The sequence below is a fragment of the Saccharothrix sp. CB00851 genome (genome assembly GCF_001905065.1).
In the GTDB taxonomy this organism is placed as follows: Bacteria; Actinomycetota; Actinomycetes; order Mycobacteriales; family Pseudonocardiaceae; genus Actinosynnema.
The window spans coordinates 40,371-56,712 of record NZ_LWLC01000056.1 but is presented as its reverse complement, the minus strand read 5'-3'; the positions used below and the strand labels follow the sequence as shown (position 1 = coordinate 56,712).

Annotated in this window: 10 protein-coding genes and 1 pseudogene; 4 read left to right on the top strand and 7 right to left on the bottom strand. The window is 73.3% G+C overall.

Going from position 1 to position 16,342, the window contains the following annotated elements; translation table 11 throughout:
• Nucleotides 1-15: 15 nt before the first annotated feature.
• The 6 genes and pseudogenes from A6A25_RS37520 to A6A25_RS37495 form a co-directional block, all read right to left on the bottom strand.
• On the bottom strand, nucleotides 16-3,414 hold the full coding sequence (locus A6A25_RS37520) for a BTAD domain-containing putative transcriptional regulator (RefSeq protein ID WP_241829127.1): 3,399 nt from the start codon (nucleotides 3,412-3,414) through the stop codon (nucleotides 16-18).
• A gap of 322 nt (nucleotides 3,415-3,736) precedes the next feature.
• Nucleotides 3,737-5,902 (bottom strand): ATP-binding protein, encoded by a 2,166-nt coding sequence (locus A6A25_RS37515; RefSeq protein ID WP_241829126.1) that lies wholly within the window; start codon nucleotides 5,900-5,902, stop codon nucleotides 3,737-3,739.
• An 88-nt stretch (nucleotides 5,903-5,990) separates the two neighbouring features.
• Nucleotides 5,991-6,596, bottom strand: coding sequence for a DUF4865 family protein (locus tag A6A25_RS37510; RefSeq protein WP_073898577.1), 606 nt, complete (start codon nucleotides 6,594-6,596; stop codon nucleotides 5,991-5,993).
• A gap of 59 nt (nucleotides 6,597-6,655) precedes the next feature.
• Nucleotides 6,656-7,210: pseudogene (locus A6A25_RS37505) on the bottom strand (TetR family transcriptional regulator); the annotation flags it as partial.
• 715 nt (nucleotides 7,211-7,925) lie between these two features.
• Nucleotides 7,926-9,293 (bottom strand): permease prefix domain 1-containing protein, encoded by a 1,368-nt coding sequence (locus A6A25_RS37500; protein ID WP_073898574.1) that lies wholly within the window; start codon nucleotides 9,291-9,293, stop codon nucleotides 7,926-7,928.
• Nucleotides 9,290-9,667: a PadR family transcriptional regulator gene (locus A6A25_RS37495; protein ID WP_241829125.1), complete on the bottom strand. Its 378-nt coding sequence runs from the start codon at nucleotides 9,665-9,667 to the stop codon at nucleotides 9,290-9,292. The genes A6A25_RS37500 and A6A25_RS37495 overlap by 4 nt, the downstream gene beginning before the upstream one ends.
• A 195-nt stretch (nucleotides 9,668-9,862) precedes the next feature.
• On the opposite strand from A6A25_RS37495, the gene A6A25_RS37490 reads away from it, so the two are divergent.
• Both A6A25_RS37490 and A6A25_RS37485 read left to right on the top strand, forming a co-directional pair.
• On the top strand, nucleotides 9,863-10,510 hold the full coding sequence (locus A6A25_RS37490) for a response regulator transcription factor (RefSeq protein ID WP_073898874.1): 648 nt from the start codon (nucleotides 9,863-9,865) through the stop codon (nucleotides 10,508-10,510).
• Nucleotides 10,511-10,523: 13 nt separating this feature from the next.
• Nucleotides 10,524-11,795: a sensor histidine kinase gene (locus tag A6A25_RS37485; RefSeq protein ID WP_073898571.1), complete on the top strand. Its 1,272-nt coding sequence runs from the start codon at nucleotides 10,524-10,526 to the stop codon at nucleotides 11,793-11,795.
• On the opposite strand, the gene A6A25_RS37480 is transcribed toward A6A25_RS37485, so the two are convergent.
• Nucleotides 11,776-13,272, bottom strand: a complete 1,497-nt coding sequence (locus tag A6A25_RS37480; protein ID WP_198932996.1) for an aromatic amino acid ammonia-lyase — start codon at nucleotides 13,270-13,272, stop codon at nucleotides 11,776-11,778. The genes A6A25_RS37485 and A6A25_RS37480 overlap by 20 nt on opposite strands.
• 63 nt (nucleotides 13,273-13,335) lie before the next feature.
• On the opposite strand from A6A25_RS37480, the gene A6A25_RS37475 reads away from it, so the two are divergent.
• Complete coding sequence (locus tag A6A25_RS37475; RefSeq protein ID WP_073898568.1) at nucleotides 13,336-14,886, top strand: FAD-dependent oxidoreductase; 1,551 nt, start codon at nucleotides 13,336-13,338, stop codon at nucleotides 14,884-14,886.
• Nucleotides 14,873-16,339 carry a class I adenylate-forming enzyme family protein gene (locus tag A6A25_RS37470; protein ID WP_073898565.1) on the top strand — a complete coding sequence of 489 codons (1,467 nt, stop codon included), beginning with the start codon at nucleotides 14,873-14,875 and terminating at the stop codon, nucleotides 16,337-16,339. The genes A6A25_RS37475 and A6A25_RS37470 overlap by 14 nt, the downstream gene beginning before the upstream one ends.
• The last annotated feature ends 3 nt before the right edge of the window (nucleotides 16,340-16,342 follow it).

Genomic DNA, 16,342 nt, shown 5'->3' with positions numbered 1-16,342 from the left:
ACCGCCCGCCGTCACTCAGCCCGCCCACCCGATCCCCCGTCCCGCGTCACGCATCCGCGCCCGCGCCCGGCGCACGTCGTGCACCGCGCCCAGGCTCTCGTAACCGGTCAACGCCTCGCGGAACGCCGCGTCGCCCGCCGCCCGGTCCCCCTGTGCCGCCAACAACACCGCCGCGTCCTCCAACGCCCCCGCCAACTCCACCGGCCTGCCCACCGCCCGGTACCGGGCCACCGCGTCGAGCACCGGGCCCGGGTCGCCGTGCACCAGTCCGCGGCACCGGGCCTCGGCGGCGAACGCCCGGCCGGGCACCCGTTCCCTGTCCGCTTCCTCGACGCACCCGGCCAGCGCGCGCTCAGCCACGTCGGTCCGCCCGGTGCGCACGGCCAGTCGCGCCAGGTCGGGCAGCCACTGGTGCCGCAGCACCATGTGCCCCGGTGTCGAGGTCAGCAGTGGTGCGAGGACGGCGAACGCTTCCTCGGGCCGTCCGGCGCCCTCGGCCAGCACCGCCCGTGCGGCCAGCAGGAAGTCGCCGTGCTCCCGGTCGGCCAGGATGACGAACGGCTGTCCGGCGGCGGCCCGGAGGCAGTCCTCGGCGAGCCCGGTCAGGCCGCGTCGGGCCGCGATCAGCGCGGCCACGCCGAGCACGAGCAGCACCGGTCCGCGTTCGCGCAGCCCGTAGACCATGCGGCCGGGGTCGTCGCGCACCACGTCGGCCTCCGCCAGTGCCCGGTCCCAGCGGCCGCGCCAGTAGTCCGGCACGGCGGTCGTGACGTGCGGTCCGGCGCCGCCGGACCCGGCCAGGTCACGGGCCGCGCGCAGCACGTCGTCGGTCTCGTCCAGCCGGTCCAGGTTCTGCAGCGTGAACGCCTTGTTGTCCAGCAGCCCCAGCCGCAGCATGCCGAAGCCGGGGTGCGGCGCGATCAGGTCCAACGCCCGGTCGACGTGCTCCAGCGCCCGCACGTGGTCCCGGCGGACGGTGCTGACCTGCCACAGCCCTTGCCGCGCGTGGGCGACGGCGAAGTCGTCGTGCGCTTCCTCGCCGCGCCGCAACGCGCGGCGCGCGGTCTCCTCGGCGGCGTCCACGTCGTTGAGGCCGTCCCGCTGCACCACGGCCAGCAGCGATTCCAGGCGCGCCCGCCACGCCGGCGGCACGGCTTCGTCGTCCACCGCCGCGCGCAACGCGTCCACGGCCGCCGTGACCTGGCCGTCGCGGTAGGCGGCGTGGGCCAGGATCCAGCGCATCCCGGCGGCCCGGTGGGCGTCCCTGGTGCGGGCCAGCACGTACCGCGCCGCCGCCTGGGGCGGTTTGCCGAGCCAGAACAGCACGCGCGCCAGCAGGGCGGCCAGCCGCTCCCGGTGTTCGGCGTCCACAGCGGACTCGGCGACCACGGCGCGGAGCAGGCCGACCACCCGTTCCGGGGCGCGGTCCACGAGCGCCGCCGCGTGCGCGACGAGCCAGCCGGCGGCCCACTCGTCCACCATGCCCGGTGCGGCGGCGAGCTGGCCCACGACGAGTTCCACCGGGGCACCGGCGGCGGCGAGGGCTCCGGCGGCCTGGCGGTGCAGCGCGGCCCGGACACCGGCGGGCACGGACAGGTGCAGCGCCTGCCGCACCAGCGGGTGCCGGAACGCCACCTTCGGCCCGCCGTCGTCCAGCACACCGGCGGCGGTGGCCTCCTCCACGGCGGCGACGAGGTCGGACACCGTGCGGCCCAGCGCCGTCGCGGCGTCACCGAGTGCGAACTCGTCGCCCAGCAACGCCACCGAGCGCAGCACGTCCGTGGTCGGCGCGGACAGGAAACCCAGCCGGCGCGTCATCACCGACACCAGCGAGCGGGGGATCTCGCGGTCGGGTCGCGGCACCACGTCGGCCACGCCGTCGACCACCCGGACCGCGTCCTCGCGCATCACCGCGTCGACCACGTCCTTGGTGTAGAGGGGGTTCCCGGCGGCCAGGCCGACCAGCGCGCGCAGGTTCCGGCCGGGCGGCGAGCCCAGCAGCCCGGTCAGCATCGCGGTGATCGACTCGTCCGACAACGGCCCCGGCTCGACCACCCGGCCACCGGAGGCGGCGACCGTGCGGCGCACCTGCTCCACGTCGGCGCGGCGGGGCACCGGTCGGGCGGCGGCGACCAGCAGCAGCGGCGAGCGGTGCACCACGCGCAAAAGACGGTGCCACAGCAGGACACTGGCCTCGTCGACCCAGTGCAGGTCGTCCACCACGATCACCAGCGGCGCCTCCGCGCACAGCTCGTCGATCAGGCCGAGGACCCGTTCGACCACCAGCGGCACCGGGTCGTCGGAGGCGTCGGCCGGTGCGCGCAACGCCTGTGCCAGCGCGGCCCGGCGCGGGTCGGGAGAGGACTCGGTGACGTCGAGGCAGTCCAGCAGCACCCGCAGCGGTGTGCGCGGCCCGAACTCGTCGCCCGCGGCCCACGCCACCCGGCACCCGGCCTCGACCGCGCCGGACAGGCCGGTGGCCAGCAGGGCGGACTTGCCGACGCCCGGCTCGCCGCCGACCCACACCGCGCCGCCGAACCCGGCCGCGAGGTCGTCCACGGCCGCCCGCAGCAGGTCCGACTCCTCGTCCCGGCCGACGAACACGGCCGGTCGGATCATCGGCGAGGCGCCGACCCGGGGCGCCGGCACGTCGTCGGCCTTGTCCTCCAACACCATCCGGTGCGCCTGCCGCAGGGCGGCGCCGGGTTCCATGCCCAGCTCCTCCACGAGCACCCGCCGTGCGTCGTGGTAGACCTCCAACGCCTCCGCCTGCCGGCCGGCGCGGTGCAGCGCGGTCATCAGCAGGGCGCGCAGCCCTTCCCGCACCGGGTGCTCCCGGGTCAGCGCCGCGAGGTCGGCGATCATGTCCTCGTGCCGCCCGACGACCAGGGCCAGCTCGGCACGTCGTTCCGCGGTGGCCAGCCGCAGCTCGTGCAGCCGGGTGCGCTGCGACTCGGCGAACGGCCCCGACACCCCGGACAGCGCTTCACCGCGCCACAACGCGTGCGCCTGGTCCAGTTCGGCCAACGCCAGCCCGGGGTCGCGGTCGGCCAGCTCCCTGGCCCGTTCCCGGTGGCGTTCGAACCGGTGCACGTCGACGCCGTCCACGGGCACGCGCAGGCAGTACCCGGACCCGGCCGAGGTCAGCACCACGCCGGTCGACCGCTTCGGCCGGTCGGGTTCCAACGCCTGGCGCAGCCCGGAGACGTAGGTGTGCAGGCCGGCGGCCGCCGTCGCGGGCGGCGAATCACCCCAGACACCGTCGATCAGCTCGTCCTTGGACACCGCCTGCCCGGCCCGCAGGGCGAGCAAGGCGAACACCGCTCGCCTCCGGGCGGTCCCGAGGTCGATCTCGACCCCGTTGCGCCACGCCCTGACCGTGCCCAGCAGTTCCACCCTGATGGGGACGGGCACACCCGTCACCGTTGCCGCCCATCGCCGCCGGAATTCGAGGGTGAATGCGGATTCGAGCCGGGAATAAGTCCACACCGCGGGACCCATTCCACCGGATGGGGAATGGCGTCCGCCGCACCTTCGGCCGCCGACATCGGACCACCAACCCCCTCGTCCCTCCTGACCTGCGACGATCGGTCGACTCGCCGGACCGACACGAACTCACCTACCCAACATAGCCACAGCGGACCACTCTCGGTCGGCGTGGTATTCGTCAATAGCCCGCGGCGGACCAACCGGATCACCCGGCCACGCCCAATTGATACGCGGCGGCCGGATCGCGTCACCGCGGCGGTGCCAGGCGGTAGGCGTCGGCCGCGTGCCCCGTCGTGGTGAGCGACCGCCGGATCCGCTCGGCGTCGTGGTCGCGCTGCTGCTGCCGGTACCGGTCGAGCGCGTCCCGCCAGGAGCGGTCGGCCCGGTCGCGGTCGCCGAGGGCGGCGTGCGCGTGACCGAGGCGCTCGAGGATCTCGGCTTCCCCGTAGGTGTGGCCGAGTCGGCGGCGCAGGGCCAAGGCCCGCTCGTAGTGCCGGACGGCGTCGCGGTGGCGGCCGCGGACGTGGTCGACGTAGCCGAGGCCGTCCAGGGCGGTGGCTTCGCCGTCGGGGTTGCGGTGCCGCCGGTGCAGGGGCAGTGCCGCCCGGAGGTGGTCGTGCGCGCGGTCGTGGTCGCCGAGGTGGGCGGCGTACCAGCCGAGCTGGTTGAGGGTGTCGGCCCGGAGGACGGGTCGGTCGAGCCGGTCGTGCAGGGCCAAGGCTCGTTCGGCGTGGTCCAGGGCCCGGCGGAAGTCGCCGCGCCGGTGCCACGTCCAGCCGAGCATCTGGTGGGTGCGGGCCTGCTGGACGGGGTCGTCGTGCTGTTCGGCCAGGGCGAGGGACCGGTCGAGGTGCGTGATCGCCCGGGTCGGCTGTTCGAGGACGGCGTAGGCGATGCCGAGGTTGCGGTGGGCGCTGACGCGGGCCGCGGGATCGGGCAGGTGCTCGGCGGCGTCGAGGGCGGCCCGCCAGACGGCCACGCGGTCGTCGCGGTGGCCGCGCCGGAAGTGGAACGTGTCCAGCGCCCGCGCGAGGTGCCACACGGCGTGGTGCCGTCCACCGGCGGCGGCGGTGTGCGTCGCGGCGAGCAGGTTGGGGTGCTCGGTGTCGAACCAGGCCATGGCCTCGTCCTCGCCCGGTAATCGGGGCACGAGGGTGCCCGGTGTCGGCGGTGCCGGCCGCACGGGTTCGCGGTGCGGGTACAGCAGCCGGTCGGCGTGGTGGGCGGTGTGCAGGTAGTGGTCGACCACGCGCCGCAAGGCCCGCTCCCGCTCCGGTGCCGGCAGGTCGTGGGCGGAGTCGTCGGTGTAGCGGCGGATGAGGTCGTGCATGCGGTAGCGCCCGTGGACGCCTTGGTCGAGCAGCGATGCCTCGTGCAGGGCGCGCAGGACCCGTGCGGTCCGGTCGGGCGGCAGGCCGAGGAGGGATGCGGCGGCGGTGAGGCCGATGTCCGGGCCGGGCGCGAGGGCCAGCAGGCGCACCGCGTGCCGGTGCTCGGCGGTGAGGGCGCGGAACGACGTGGCGAGCACGGCGGGCAGGCTGGCGGTGGGGTCGTCGTCGTCCAGGGCGGCCGTGCCGGACTGGTCGATGTCGGCGACGAGGTGCGCCACCGGCAGGTCCGGGTTCGTGTGGGCACGCCCGGCCGCGATCGCCAGCGCCAGCGGAAGCCCGCGGCACAGTGCGAGCAACCGCGTGACGGCGGCGGGTTCGGCGGTCAGGCGCGGCCCGCCCAGGCGCGACTCCAGCGCGGCGCGGGCCTCGTCGTCGGCGAGCACGTCCAGCGGCAGGTGCCGGGCGCCGTGCCGGGCGACCAGCCCGCTGAGGATCCGGCGGCTGGTGACCACCACCGCGCACGACGGGCCACCGGGCAACAGGGGTTCCACCTGCTCGGCGGACACGGCGTTGTCCAGCACGACCAGCAGGCGCCGGTCCGCCGTGACGCTGCGGAACAACGCGGCCCGCCCGTCGAGGTCCGGCGGGACGCGGCCGGGTTCCACGCCCAGCGCGGCCAGGAAGCCTTGTACCGCGGTCTCCGGCGCCACCGGCCCGCCCTTCGGGCTGAACCCGCGCAGGTCCACGAACAACTGCCCGTCCGGGAACCGCTCCAGCCGGCGATGCGCCCACCGCAACGCCAACCACGTCTTCCCGATCCCGCCCGCGCCGCCGATGAGCGAGATCGCCGAGGACCGGTGCGCTCCGTCGTCCAGTGTCTCATCGAGAGCGGCGAGCGCGCTCTCGCGACCGACGAACGCCGCCGGCTTCGCGGGCAACTGCCGGGGCGGACCGGCGGGCGGTGCCCCGTGCACGTGCACCCCGCCGTGCACGACCCCGGCCTGCACGACCGCGCCGCCCACGACGGCCGTCAGCTCGTTGTGCGCCACTGCGGGCGGCTCGGTCCCTCCTGCGACAGCCACCAGGCCACCTTGCCACCGGTTCCCGGGTGGTGGGGCGGTTCACCCGCCCGGACCTGGCGCACGGTGGCCGGACCTCGTCACGACCCCCTTACCAGGCCCGGCCTGCGGGCAGGGCGGCCAGTCCCGGGGCGGACAGGTGGAGCACCTCGTAGCGTTCCGTGGCCGGCTCGCCCGGTGCGACGGCGTTGTGCCACAGGACGAACCTCATCAGCTGCCAGTGGTGGGGGTCGAAGGCGAGGGCGACGGTGTGGACGTCGTCGCGGTCGGCGAGCGCGCGAGCTGTTCCGGCTTCCCGTCCGATCCACTCGGCCAGACCGGAACCGTCGGCCGTGTCGGCGGGGATGGGGGTCAGGAGACGGGAGGCCGCCTTGGGAGTCGTCGCTCGTGCGGGACCGGCATGGCAGGCGATACCGGTCCAGTGGCGAGCGGTCGGACGCCCGAAGTCGCGGATGATGTTCTGGAACCCGCCGCCACCGACCAGGAAGTGGGCCATCGCGCCGGTGTCGTGCCACAGGTAGAAGGGCGCGTACTGGTTGACCGGCGAGCCGCCGATACCGCGTTCGCGGATGACGTAGGCCTTCAAGCCCAGCCCGGCGCGGTCGTCGAGGGCGTGGCCGCCGGCCGCCACCCGTTCGCGGATCGTCGTCATGTCGTAGTCGGCGGGCAGGGTGATCTCGTACTGCTTGGCGTACACGGAAGGTCGTCGCCTTTCCTGCTCGGGCTCGGTGGTCGGCCGGACGCCGGCTGGGAGGTGTGGGCGGCGAGCAGGTCCAGCACGCCGGTGATCGCCTGCTCGAACGGCGCGGTGGACTCGGCGGCGCGGGCCAGCACGTAACCGCCCTGCAGGACAGCGACCACGGTGGCGGCGGTGGTGCGCGGGTCCAGGGCCGGGGCCAGTTCGCCGCGTTCACGGCCTTCGGTCAGGACCTCGGCGATGCGGTCGCGCAGCCACGACAGGGTCTGTTCCACCGGCGCGCGGAGGCCCGGGTCGGCCATGACCTCCGGGTCCTGGGTGAGGCGCCCGATCGGGCATCCCTTGACGACGTCCCGTTCCCGCAGTAGGTAGGCGGTGATCCGTTCCACGGCGGTGCCGGAGGCGGTGAAGTGGTTTTCGGCTTTGACGCGCATTTCGTCGGCGGTGCGGTTGATCGCGGCGAGCGCGAGGGCCGGCTTGCCGGTGAAGTGGTGGTACATGCTGCCCTGCCCGGCTCCGGCCCGACGCTGGATCTCCTTCGGGCTGGTGCCGGTGTAGCCGCGCTCCCACAGCAGTTCCCTGGCGCTCTCGATGAGGCGTTCGGCAGAGCTCACGCCTACTAGTGTACATACTAGTAGGTACAGAGGTGAGCGGCGGAGGTAAAGATCAAAAGCTGTCCTCGCCGGACGGGCAGATCAGCAGGATGACATCCCCCGGTTCCGTCTCCGTCTGGTTGCGTCGGGAACCCCCTGTTGGGTCGTGGTCCCGGACTCCGTGTCATCCCACCGACCTCCCTCCGGGCTACCACACGTGTCAAGGGCGGCGCGCGGTCCCAGTGAAGTGACAGTCGAAGTTGGACGCGCCGCCCTTGACACGTGCGGTAGGGCAAAGCCAGGTCGGCGGGATGACACGAAGCCCTACCTGTTGTAGGGAGAAGAGCGCCGCCAGTGGCACGAGCCGAGCGGCGCCGACGAGCGCGGGGACGAACGGGCCCGGGGCGGGTGCGGCCGGGATGCTCTCGCTTTTCATTGGGAGGGGTTCGTGTCATCCCGCCGACCTGGCGTAGCCCTACCGCACGGGTCAAGAGGGCCTCGTGCAAGCGCTGCCTGACACTCCGACTTCGGGGCCCTCTTGACGCGTGTGGTAGCCCGGAGGGAGGTCGGTGGGATGACACGTACCCCGGGACCACCAACCCAACAGCAGTTCCCGACGGAACAAGAGGAAGCCGGAACCGGGGGATGTCATCCTGCTGATCTGCCCGTCCGGCGAGGACGCTTTTGATCTTTGTCTTTCAAGCCCTCACCCACGAACCAGTCCGAACCGGTCCGGTCACAGGTAGCCGAACAGCGGCGGGAACACCAGGACCACGACCCAAGCCCACACCGCGTACACCGGCAGGTACGCGGTCTGCCAGCGTTCCAACCCCGCGAACGGCACCCGGCGCCGGATCAGGCCGGTCATCAGCCACGCCGACCACGCCAGGTTCGCCAGCAGGATCACGTTCTCGCCCAGCGCCGCCGCCTTGTTCGGCGTCGTCCCGTACTCCGTGATCCGGCCGGTGATCTCCAGCAGCACCAGCACGTCGATCAGCAGCGCGCTGACCACGAGCGCGAGTTGCAACTTGTCGAACACCCCGGCCGGCGCGAGCGGGTCACGCGCCGAAGCCGAGTAGAGCAACAAGGCCAGCACCACCACGAGCAGCAGGTCGAACAGGATCAGCGCTTCCCGCTCCACGTCGATCCCCGAACTCGTGACCCCCAGGGTGACCAGGAACGCCAGCAGCACCGCGGTGAACAGCGGCGTGAACAGCCGCGTCAACACCGGCGCGATGTTCTCCACCACGCTCTGCTTGGCCTCGACCAACCACCCCGCCACCACCACGGCCGCCGCCGCGCCGCACGGCATCACCCACTGCGCGATCACGGTCTCCGGAGAGATCCCGATGGCCTCGAACGTGCCGAACACGAACGCGATCAGCACCCCACCGCCGAGCGCGATGAGCACGTAGTAGATGAACCACTCGCCGGTGAACCGGACGAAGTCCATCCGCCGCCGCGACGAGCGCAGGTCGTCCGAAACGTAGGCCAGGCCGACCACGAACCACAGCGCGATCGGCAGGTGGATGCTCGTCAGCACCACCGACTGCGAGTCCTCCGCGAGCGGGTATGCATTCGCCGCCACGGCGCCGAGCGCGAACAACGCCACCAGCACACCCACCACCACCGGCGCGGCACGGCGCCGCCAGGCCAGGAAAGCGGCCAGCCACGGCAACGCGAACAGGCCGACGTTGGGCCCGTAGAACGCGGCGTCGTCCTCCAGGGTCAGGCCGAACAGCTCCGGCGCCTTGACCGAGGCCGCCGCACCGACCGCGCAGCCCACCATGACGAGCAGGTCGCGCCGCGACCGACCACCCGGCGCCTGCCCGTCGGACCCACCGGTCAGCACCAGCTGCTTCCACAGCCGTTCCGAGTGCTCCCGGGCGAACTCGCGGGACAGCTCGTCCAGGCTGCCCATGCGCTTGACGGCGACCAGGAACGCCTCGTCGGCGTGCAGGCCGGCGGCGACGAGGTCGTCGACCGAACCGCGCAGGTGGTCCTCCAGCTCGTCCACGTCGGTCTGCCGCAGCTCCCGGCGGCGCCGCACGTAGTGGCGCCACTGGGCGAACTGCGCCTCCAGCTCGCCCCGGTCGTCGGTCATGCGAAGCCTCCCCGCGGGAACGTGGTGAAGTCGGTGCGCGGCCAGATCTCCTTGAGCGCGTCGACCACCGTGGCCCACTGGCGGCGCTGCTCGGCCAGCTCGGCCAGCCCGCCACGGGTGATCCGGTAGTACTTGCGCCGCCGCTCCCCCGCGACCGACTGCCAGCTGGACTCCACGTGCCCGAGGCGCTCCAGCCGGTGCAGCAACGGGTAGAGCAGCCCTTCGGTCCAGTCCAGCTCGCCGCCGGACAGCTCGTTGATCCGCCGGAGGATGGCGTAGCCGTAGCTGTCCTCCTCGGCCAGGATGCCCAGCACCATCGGGGTCGCCGAAGCGGCCACGAGGTCCTTGGTGACCTTCAACGAGACCTCCCCCACGCGCCTACCCTAGATGTGCAAGGCATAGTACTTCTAGGTATCGAGTCGTAGCAAATGACGCGGAACGCACCATCTGGGACGCGGGTGGCGGAACTCCGATGGTCTGCCCTTTCATCACGTTGACCGAACACCCCGAAGTGGGATTCTGGTGGCGTGCAGGGCAACTCCAGATCCTGGCCGGCCAACTGCTTCCGGCTGCTGCTGGTGGAGGACGACCGCGAGCTCGTGGAGTTGCTCGGTGCCGCGCTGCGCGACGAGGGGTACACCGTGGACGTCGCGCTGGACGGCCAACGCGGGCTGCACCTCGGCCTCACCCGCCCGTACGACGTCGTGGTCATCGACCGCGGCCTGCCCGTGCTCGACGGGCTGGACCTGCTGGTGCGGCTGCGGGCCAAGGCGGTGCGGGCACGGGCGTTGATCCTCACCGCGCAGGGCACGGTGCACGACCGGATCGACGGCCTCGACGCGGGCGCGGACGACTACCTGGTGAAGCCGTTCGACCTGGACGAACTGAGCGCGCGGCTGCGGGCGTTGTGCCGTCGTGCGCTGGAACTGGCCGACGTGCTGCGGATCGGCGCCGGGCACCTCGACGTCGGACAGCGGGAGGTGGTGCTGCCCGACGGTGGACGGGTGCCGCTCACCACCCGGGAGTTCACGCTGCTGCGCGTGCTCGCCACCTACCCGGAGACCGTGCACACGCGCGCGTCGTTGCGGCGGGTGGTGTTCCCGGACGCCTCGGCAACCTCCATTGTGGACACTTACGTGTACTACCTGCGCACCAAGATCGACCGTTCGGTGGTGCACACCGTGCAAGGGCTCGGTTACCGGTTGGGGGCGTTGTGAGTCTGGGGGCGTTGTGAGTCGTTCGTGGGTCGAGGCGGAACGTGCGGTCATCCGACGGGCGCGCCTGCGGATCAGCGTGCTGGTCGCGCTGGGAATCACGGTCCTGGTCGCGTTCGTCGGCGGTATCGCCTACGCCGTGATGGTGCACGCCCAGGATGAGCAGGTGACGCGCGAGCTGCGGTACAACGCCCGGTTCGGCGCGCCGTCGACCCCGCCGGGCTGCACGTGGCTGTTCATCCTGGAGAACGGTGTGCTGGACGACGGCGTGCTGAAGGTGCCTCCCGGGTTCCCGTTGTTCGAGGACCTGGACGCGGTGGACGCGTCCGGCGAGACCCTCGAGCGCGCCCTCGAACGCAACGGCACCGAGTACCTGGTGCTGACCCGGCGCGGACCGGGCGACCGCACGGTGCAGGCGGTGTTCGACACCCGCTACCAGCTCGCCGACCGGCGGCACCTGTTGCTGGCGTTGGGGATCGCGGAGGTCGGCGGCCTGCTCGCGGCGGCGCTGCTGGGCCTGTGCGTGGGTCGCGGCACGGTCGCGCCGCTGGCGGAGGCGCTGGCCAGGCAGCGCCGGTTCGTCACCGACGCGAGCCACGAGCTGCGGACGCCGATCGCGCGGGCGTACACGCGGGCGCAGCTGCTCGCCCGCCGGGCCAAGACCGCGGACCTGCCCGACGACCACCGCGACGGCCTGGACAAGCTCGCCACCACGATCCGCGGTCTCGGGGACGTGGTGGACGACCTGTTGCTGTCGGCACGGCTGAGCCGGCAGCCCGAGGGCCTGACCGGGCGGCCGGTGGACCTGGCCGCGGTGGCGGAGGCCGCGGTGGCGACGGAACAGGACCGGGCGACCGAACGGCTCATCACGCTGACCGTGTCCCGCCCGGACGGTCCGGTGGTCGTGCACGGCGTCGAGACCGCGTTGCGGCGCGCGGTGGACGAGTTGCTGGCCAACGCGGTGCGCCACACCCCGGAGGGCGGCCGGATCGACGTGCTGCTCGGGGTGCGCGACGGGCGGGTCGAGCTCACCGTCGCGGACACCGGCGAGGGTTTCGACCCGGTGGAGGCGGACCGGCTGTTCGACCGGTTCCACCGCGGACCGGGCGGGCCGGAGCGGCGGTTCGGCCTCGGCCTGGCCCTGTTGCGGGAGATCGTGACGAGCCACGGCGGCACGGTGGAGGCGGTCGGCCACCCCGGCCAGGGCGCCCGGTTCACCCTGCGCCTACCGCCCGCCGCCACCACCACCGCCGCCGAAGTCCGGGAGATCAGTACCGGGCCGCGGTGACCAGGTCCGCGGCCAGGCGGACGTCGGCGTCGAGCGGGCGGTCGGGGTCGACCGGTGCGATCGCGTCGGCCAGCACGTCCAGCAGCGCGGCGCACCGGGGCGCGGTCGGCCGCCGGCCACCGACGTGGACGGCCTGCCGCAGGCCCAGTGCCAGCGAGCCGCACAGCAGCCGGAGCAGTTCGGCGAGGTCGTAGGAGCGCAGCGCCGCCTGGGTGCCGAACGGCACGACGTCCTGGTTGTGCAGGTTGGTCGGCAGGCTCTGGGTACTGGCGGGTACGGCGGCACGGCGGATCTCGGCGACGAACGCGGTCGTGGCCAGCTGCACGCCCTGCAGCCCGTGCTGCCGCCCGGGGCCGGCGGCCAGCATCGGCGGCAGGCCGGTGTTGCGGGCCGGGTCCACCAGCAGGTCGAGCTGCCGTTCGGCGAGGTTGCCCAGCGACGCGGTGACCATGGCCAGCACGTCGGCGGCGAACGCGGCCGGTTGGCCGAAGAAGTTGCCGCCGTGCGCGACGAGGTCGTCTTCCGGGAAGAACAGCGGGTTGTCGCTGACACCGCCCAGATCGGCCGCGACCACACCCTCGACATAACGCAACGCGTCCTCCGCCGCACCGAGCAGCTGCGGCGAGCACCGGAGGCTGTAGGGCTCCTGGAGGGCACGCCCGCCGCTCGGGACCGTGCCGACGAGCGCGGCCCGCATCCGGTCGGCGACGGTGATCGCGCCGGGGTGGCCGTACGCGGAGACCAGGCGCGGGTCGAGGAACGCCGGGTCGGCGCCCAGCACGTCCACGAGCAGGCACGTGAGGTCCTGCACGGCGCGGTGCGAAGCACGCACGCTGTCCAACGCCAACGCGGTGGCGGCCGTCGTCACGGACGTGCCGTTGACGAGTGCCAGCGCGTCCCGGCCGTCGAGGGTGAGCGGGGTCAGCCCGGCCTGGCGCAGGGCCTCGTCGGCGGGCATCCGCTCCCCGTCCACGTAGGCGTGGCCGCGGCCGCGCAGCGCCTGGGTCGCGTAGGCGAGCGGGATGAGGTCGCCGCTCGCGCCGACCGAGCCGTAGCGCGGGATCGCCGGCACGAACGTGGTCGCGAACATCGCCGCGAGCCCGTCCACGACGTGCGCGGACACCCCCGACACCCCTTGGGCCAACGACCACGCGCGCACGAGCAGCGCGGCGCGGGCGATGTCGGCGGGCAGGTCGGGCCCTTGCCCGGCGCCGAGGTGTGCGAGGGTGTTGTCGCACTGGTCCGCCTCGTCCTCGCGGCCCGCGAAGCCGATGAGGGCGCCGAACCCGGTCTTGGCCCCGTAGACGGGGCGCTCGTCGTCGGCGAGCACGGTGCGCAGGTACTCGCGCCCCCGCTCGACCCGGTCCCGCACCAGAGGGTTGACGAGCACCGACAGCGGTGCCGCCGCACGGATGAGGTGGTAGCCGGTCAGCGGTGCACCGAGGTCCACGGGGGCGTCGGTCACGGTGGTGGTCACCGCACCGACGGTAGGCAGCCGATCTCAGAGAGTTCTGAGATCGGCTGCGTAGCTTCCTGGCTCATGGCGCACGACTACCTGATCATCGGTGCGGGACCGGCCGGGCTGCAGCTCGCCGCCCTGCTGGAACGTGACGGTCGCGATTACGCCGTCCTGGAACGCGGCTCCGGCCCGGGTACCTTCTTCACCCGCTACCCGCGGCACCGGACGCTCATCTCGATCAACAAGGTTTACTCCGGGTACGCCGACCCGGAGCAGCGGCTGCGGATGGACTGGAACTCGTTGCTGTCCGACGATCCGAAGCTGCTGTTCACCCGCTACAGCGGCCGGTACTTCCCGGCCGCGGGCGACCTGGTCCGCTACCTGGCCGACTTCGCCGCGGCCACCGGCGCCCGGGTCCACTACGACACCGAGGTCACCCGGATCTCCCGCGACGACGGCGGTTTCACCGTGCTCGACGGCGGTGGACGGACGTGGCGGGCCGCACGGGTCGTCGTCGCGACAGGGGTTTCGCGACTCCACGTGCCGCCGATCCCGGGCATCGAGCACGCCGAGCGGTACGACGCGTTCGACACCGACCCCGAGTCGTTCACCGGCCGGCGGGTGCTGGTGATCGGCAAGGGCAACTCCGGCTTCGAGACCGCGGACTCGCTGGTGGAGCACGCGGCGGTCATCCACGTGGCCGGGCCGCACCCGGTGCGGCTGGCGTGGCGGACGCACTACGTCGGCCACCTGCGCGCGGTGAACAACAACTTCCTCGACACCTACCAGCTCAAGTCCGAGAACGCGGTCCTCGACGGCACGGTGGAGCTGATCGAGCCGCGGCCCGGCGGCGGGTTCCGCGTCCTGTTCCGGTACGCGCGCACGGCGGAGTCGTTGCGGGAACTGGAGTACGACCGGATCGTCGCGTGCACGGGGTTCCGGTTCGACGCCTCGGTCTTCGACGACACGTGCCGTCCGGCGCTGGTGATCGACGACCGGTTCCCCGAGCAGACGTCCGCCTACGAGTCGACCACCGTGCCCGGCCTGTACTTCGCGGGCACGCTCACCCAGCAGCGCGACTTCAAGAAGTCCACCAGCGGGTTCATCCACGGGTTCCGCTACGGCGTCCGGGCCCTGCACCGCATCCTCGCCGCACGCCACCACGGCACGCCGTGGCCCTCGACCGAACTGGCCGCGTCACCGGAGGCGATCGGTGACGCGCTGGTGGCCAGGGTGAACCGGTCGTCCGCGCTGTGGCAGCAGTTCGCGGTGATGGGCGACGTGGTGACGGTGTCCGGCGGCACCGCCCGCTACGAGGAGGAAGTGCCGGTGGCGTACGTCGCCGACGGCGGCCTCGGCCCGGCCGAGCACCGGTTCGTCGCGACCCTGGAGTACGGGCCTGACCACGACGCCGCGGACCCGTTCGACATCTCGGTCCCGCGCGTGGCGGAGAACGACGCGGCCAACGCGCACGACGCGAGCTACCTGCACCCGGTGGTGCGCTACTACCGCGACGGCGCGCTCGCCGCGACCCACCACCTGGCGGAGAACCTGGAGAACCACTGGGACCTGCCCGCGGTGCACCAGCAGCCGCTGGCCGTGTTCGTGAAGGAATGCCTTGCCGGCGCGTGACGCCGAGCCGTTCCCGCGCGCGGTGCTCGACGTGCTCGACGCCGCCGCGGACCGGCCGGTGTTCGAACACGGCACGCGCGTGGTGACCGGCGCGGAACTGCTCGACCTGGTCGCCCGGATCTCGACCGGCCTGCGCCGGGAAGGACTGGGTCCGGGCGACGGTGTCGCGCTCCTGCTCGGCGTGAACCCCGAGGCGTTCGCCACGATCCTGGCCGCGCACACGGTGGGTGCGCGGGTGCTGGGCGTGCGGCCGGGGCTGCCCGACGAGCAGGTGCGCCACCTCCTGAGCCTGGACGTCGCCGCGGTCGTCAGCGACTCCGCCGTGCCCCGGACCGATTCCACCCCGCGCACGCTCACCGTCGACGAGTTGCGCAAGACCCGGGCCGACGGCCCGCCCCGGTGCGACGGCAGGCTCGGTGACGTCGCCCGGCTCATCCACACCAGCGGCAGCACGGGCGTGCCCAAGGCATGCGCCCAGACCTACGCCGCGATGACGGACGATTGGGCCGCGCGACCGGACGCCTGGCCGCCCGCGATCCGCGACCTGGCCTCCCGGCTGGACCGCTTCCTGGTGTTCGGGTCGCTGTCGAGCCAGGTGATGTCCGAGTACGCGGTGGTGGCGATCACCGCCGGTGGCACCGCGGTCGTCGCCGACCGGCCCGGGTTCCCCGACGCGATCACCCGCCACCGCGCCTCGGCGAGCGTGATCACCGTGCCCCGGCTGGTGCAGCTCGTCGCCACCCAGCGCCGCGCCCCGGCCGACCTGTCGACGTTGCGCGCCCTGATGGTGTCCGGGTCACCGCTGACCGCCGCCCGGCACCGCGAGGCGCTGGACGTGCTCGGACCGGTCCTGTTCCACGGCTACGGCCAGACCGAGACGGGCATGATCGCGATGGCGACCCCGGCCGACCCGCCCGGCACGGTGGGCCGACCACCGGCGGCGGTGCGGGTCGAGATCCGTGCCGCGGACGGCACGCCGGTGCCGCCGGGTGTCGACGGCGAGCTGTTCGTCCGCACCCCGGCCCAGGCCGACGCGTACTGGAGCGACGCGGTGCGGTCGGCCGAGGTGTTCGCGGGCGGCTGGGTGCGCACCCGCGACCTGGGCCACGTCGACCCCGACGGTCTCCTGCGCCTGACCGGCCGGGTCAGGGACGTCGTGATCGTCAACGCGAACCTGCACTACGCGGGCCCCATCGAGCGGGTCATCGCCGAGCACCCGGACGTCGCCGAGGCGTACGTGGTCGCCGTGCCGGACGAGGACACCGGCGAGGCGGTGCACGCGTTCGTGGTGCCCACCGGTGACCGGGCGCCCGCCCTCGACGCGCTGCGCGCGCTGGTGACCGCCCGGCTGGGTGCCGCGTGCGCGCCGGTGCGGGTGACCGCGATCGCCGAACCGCCGCTCGCACCCAGCGGCAAACCGGACAAGCGCCTGCTGTCCCCCACCCAGACGTGAGGA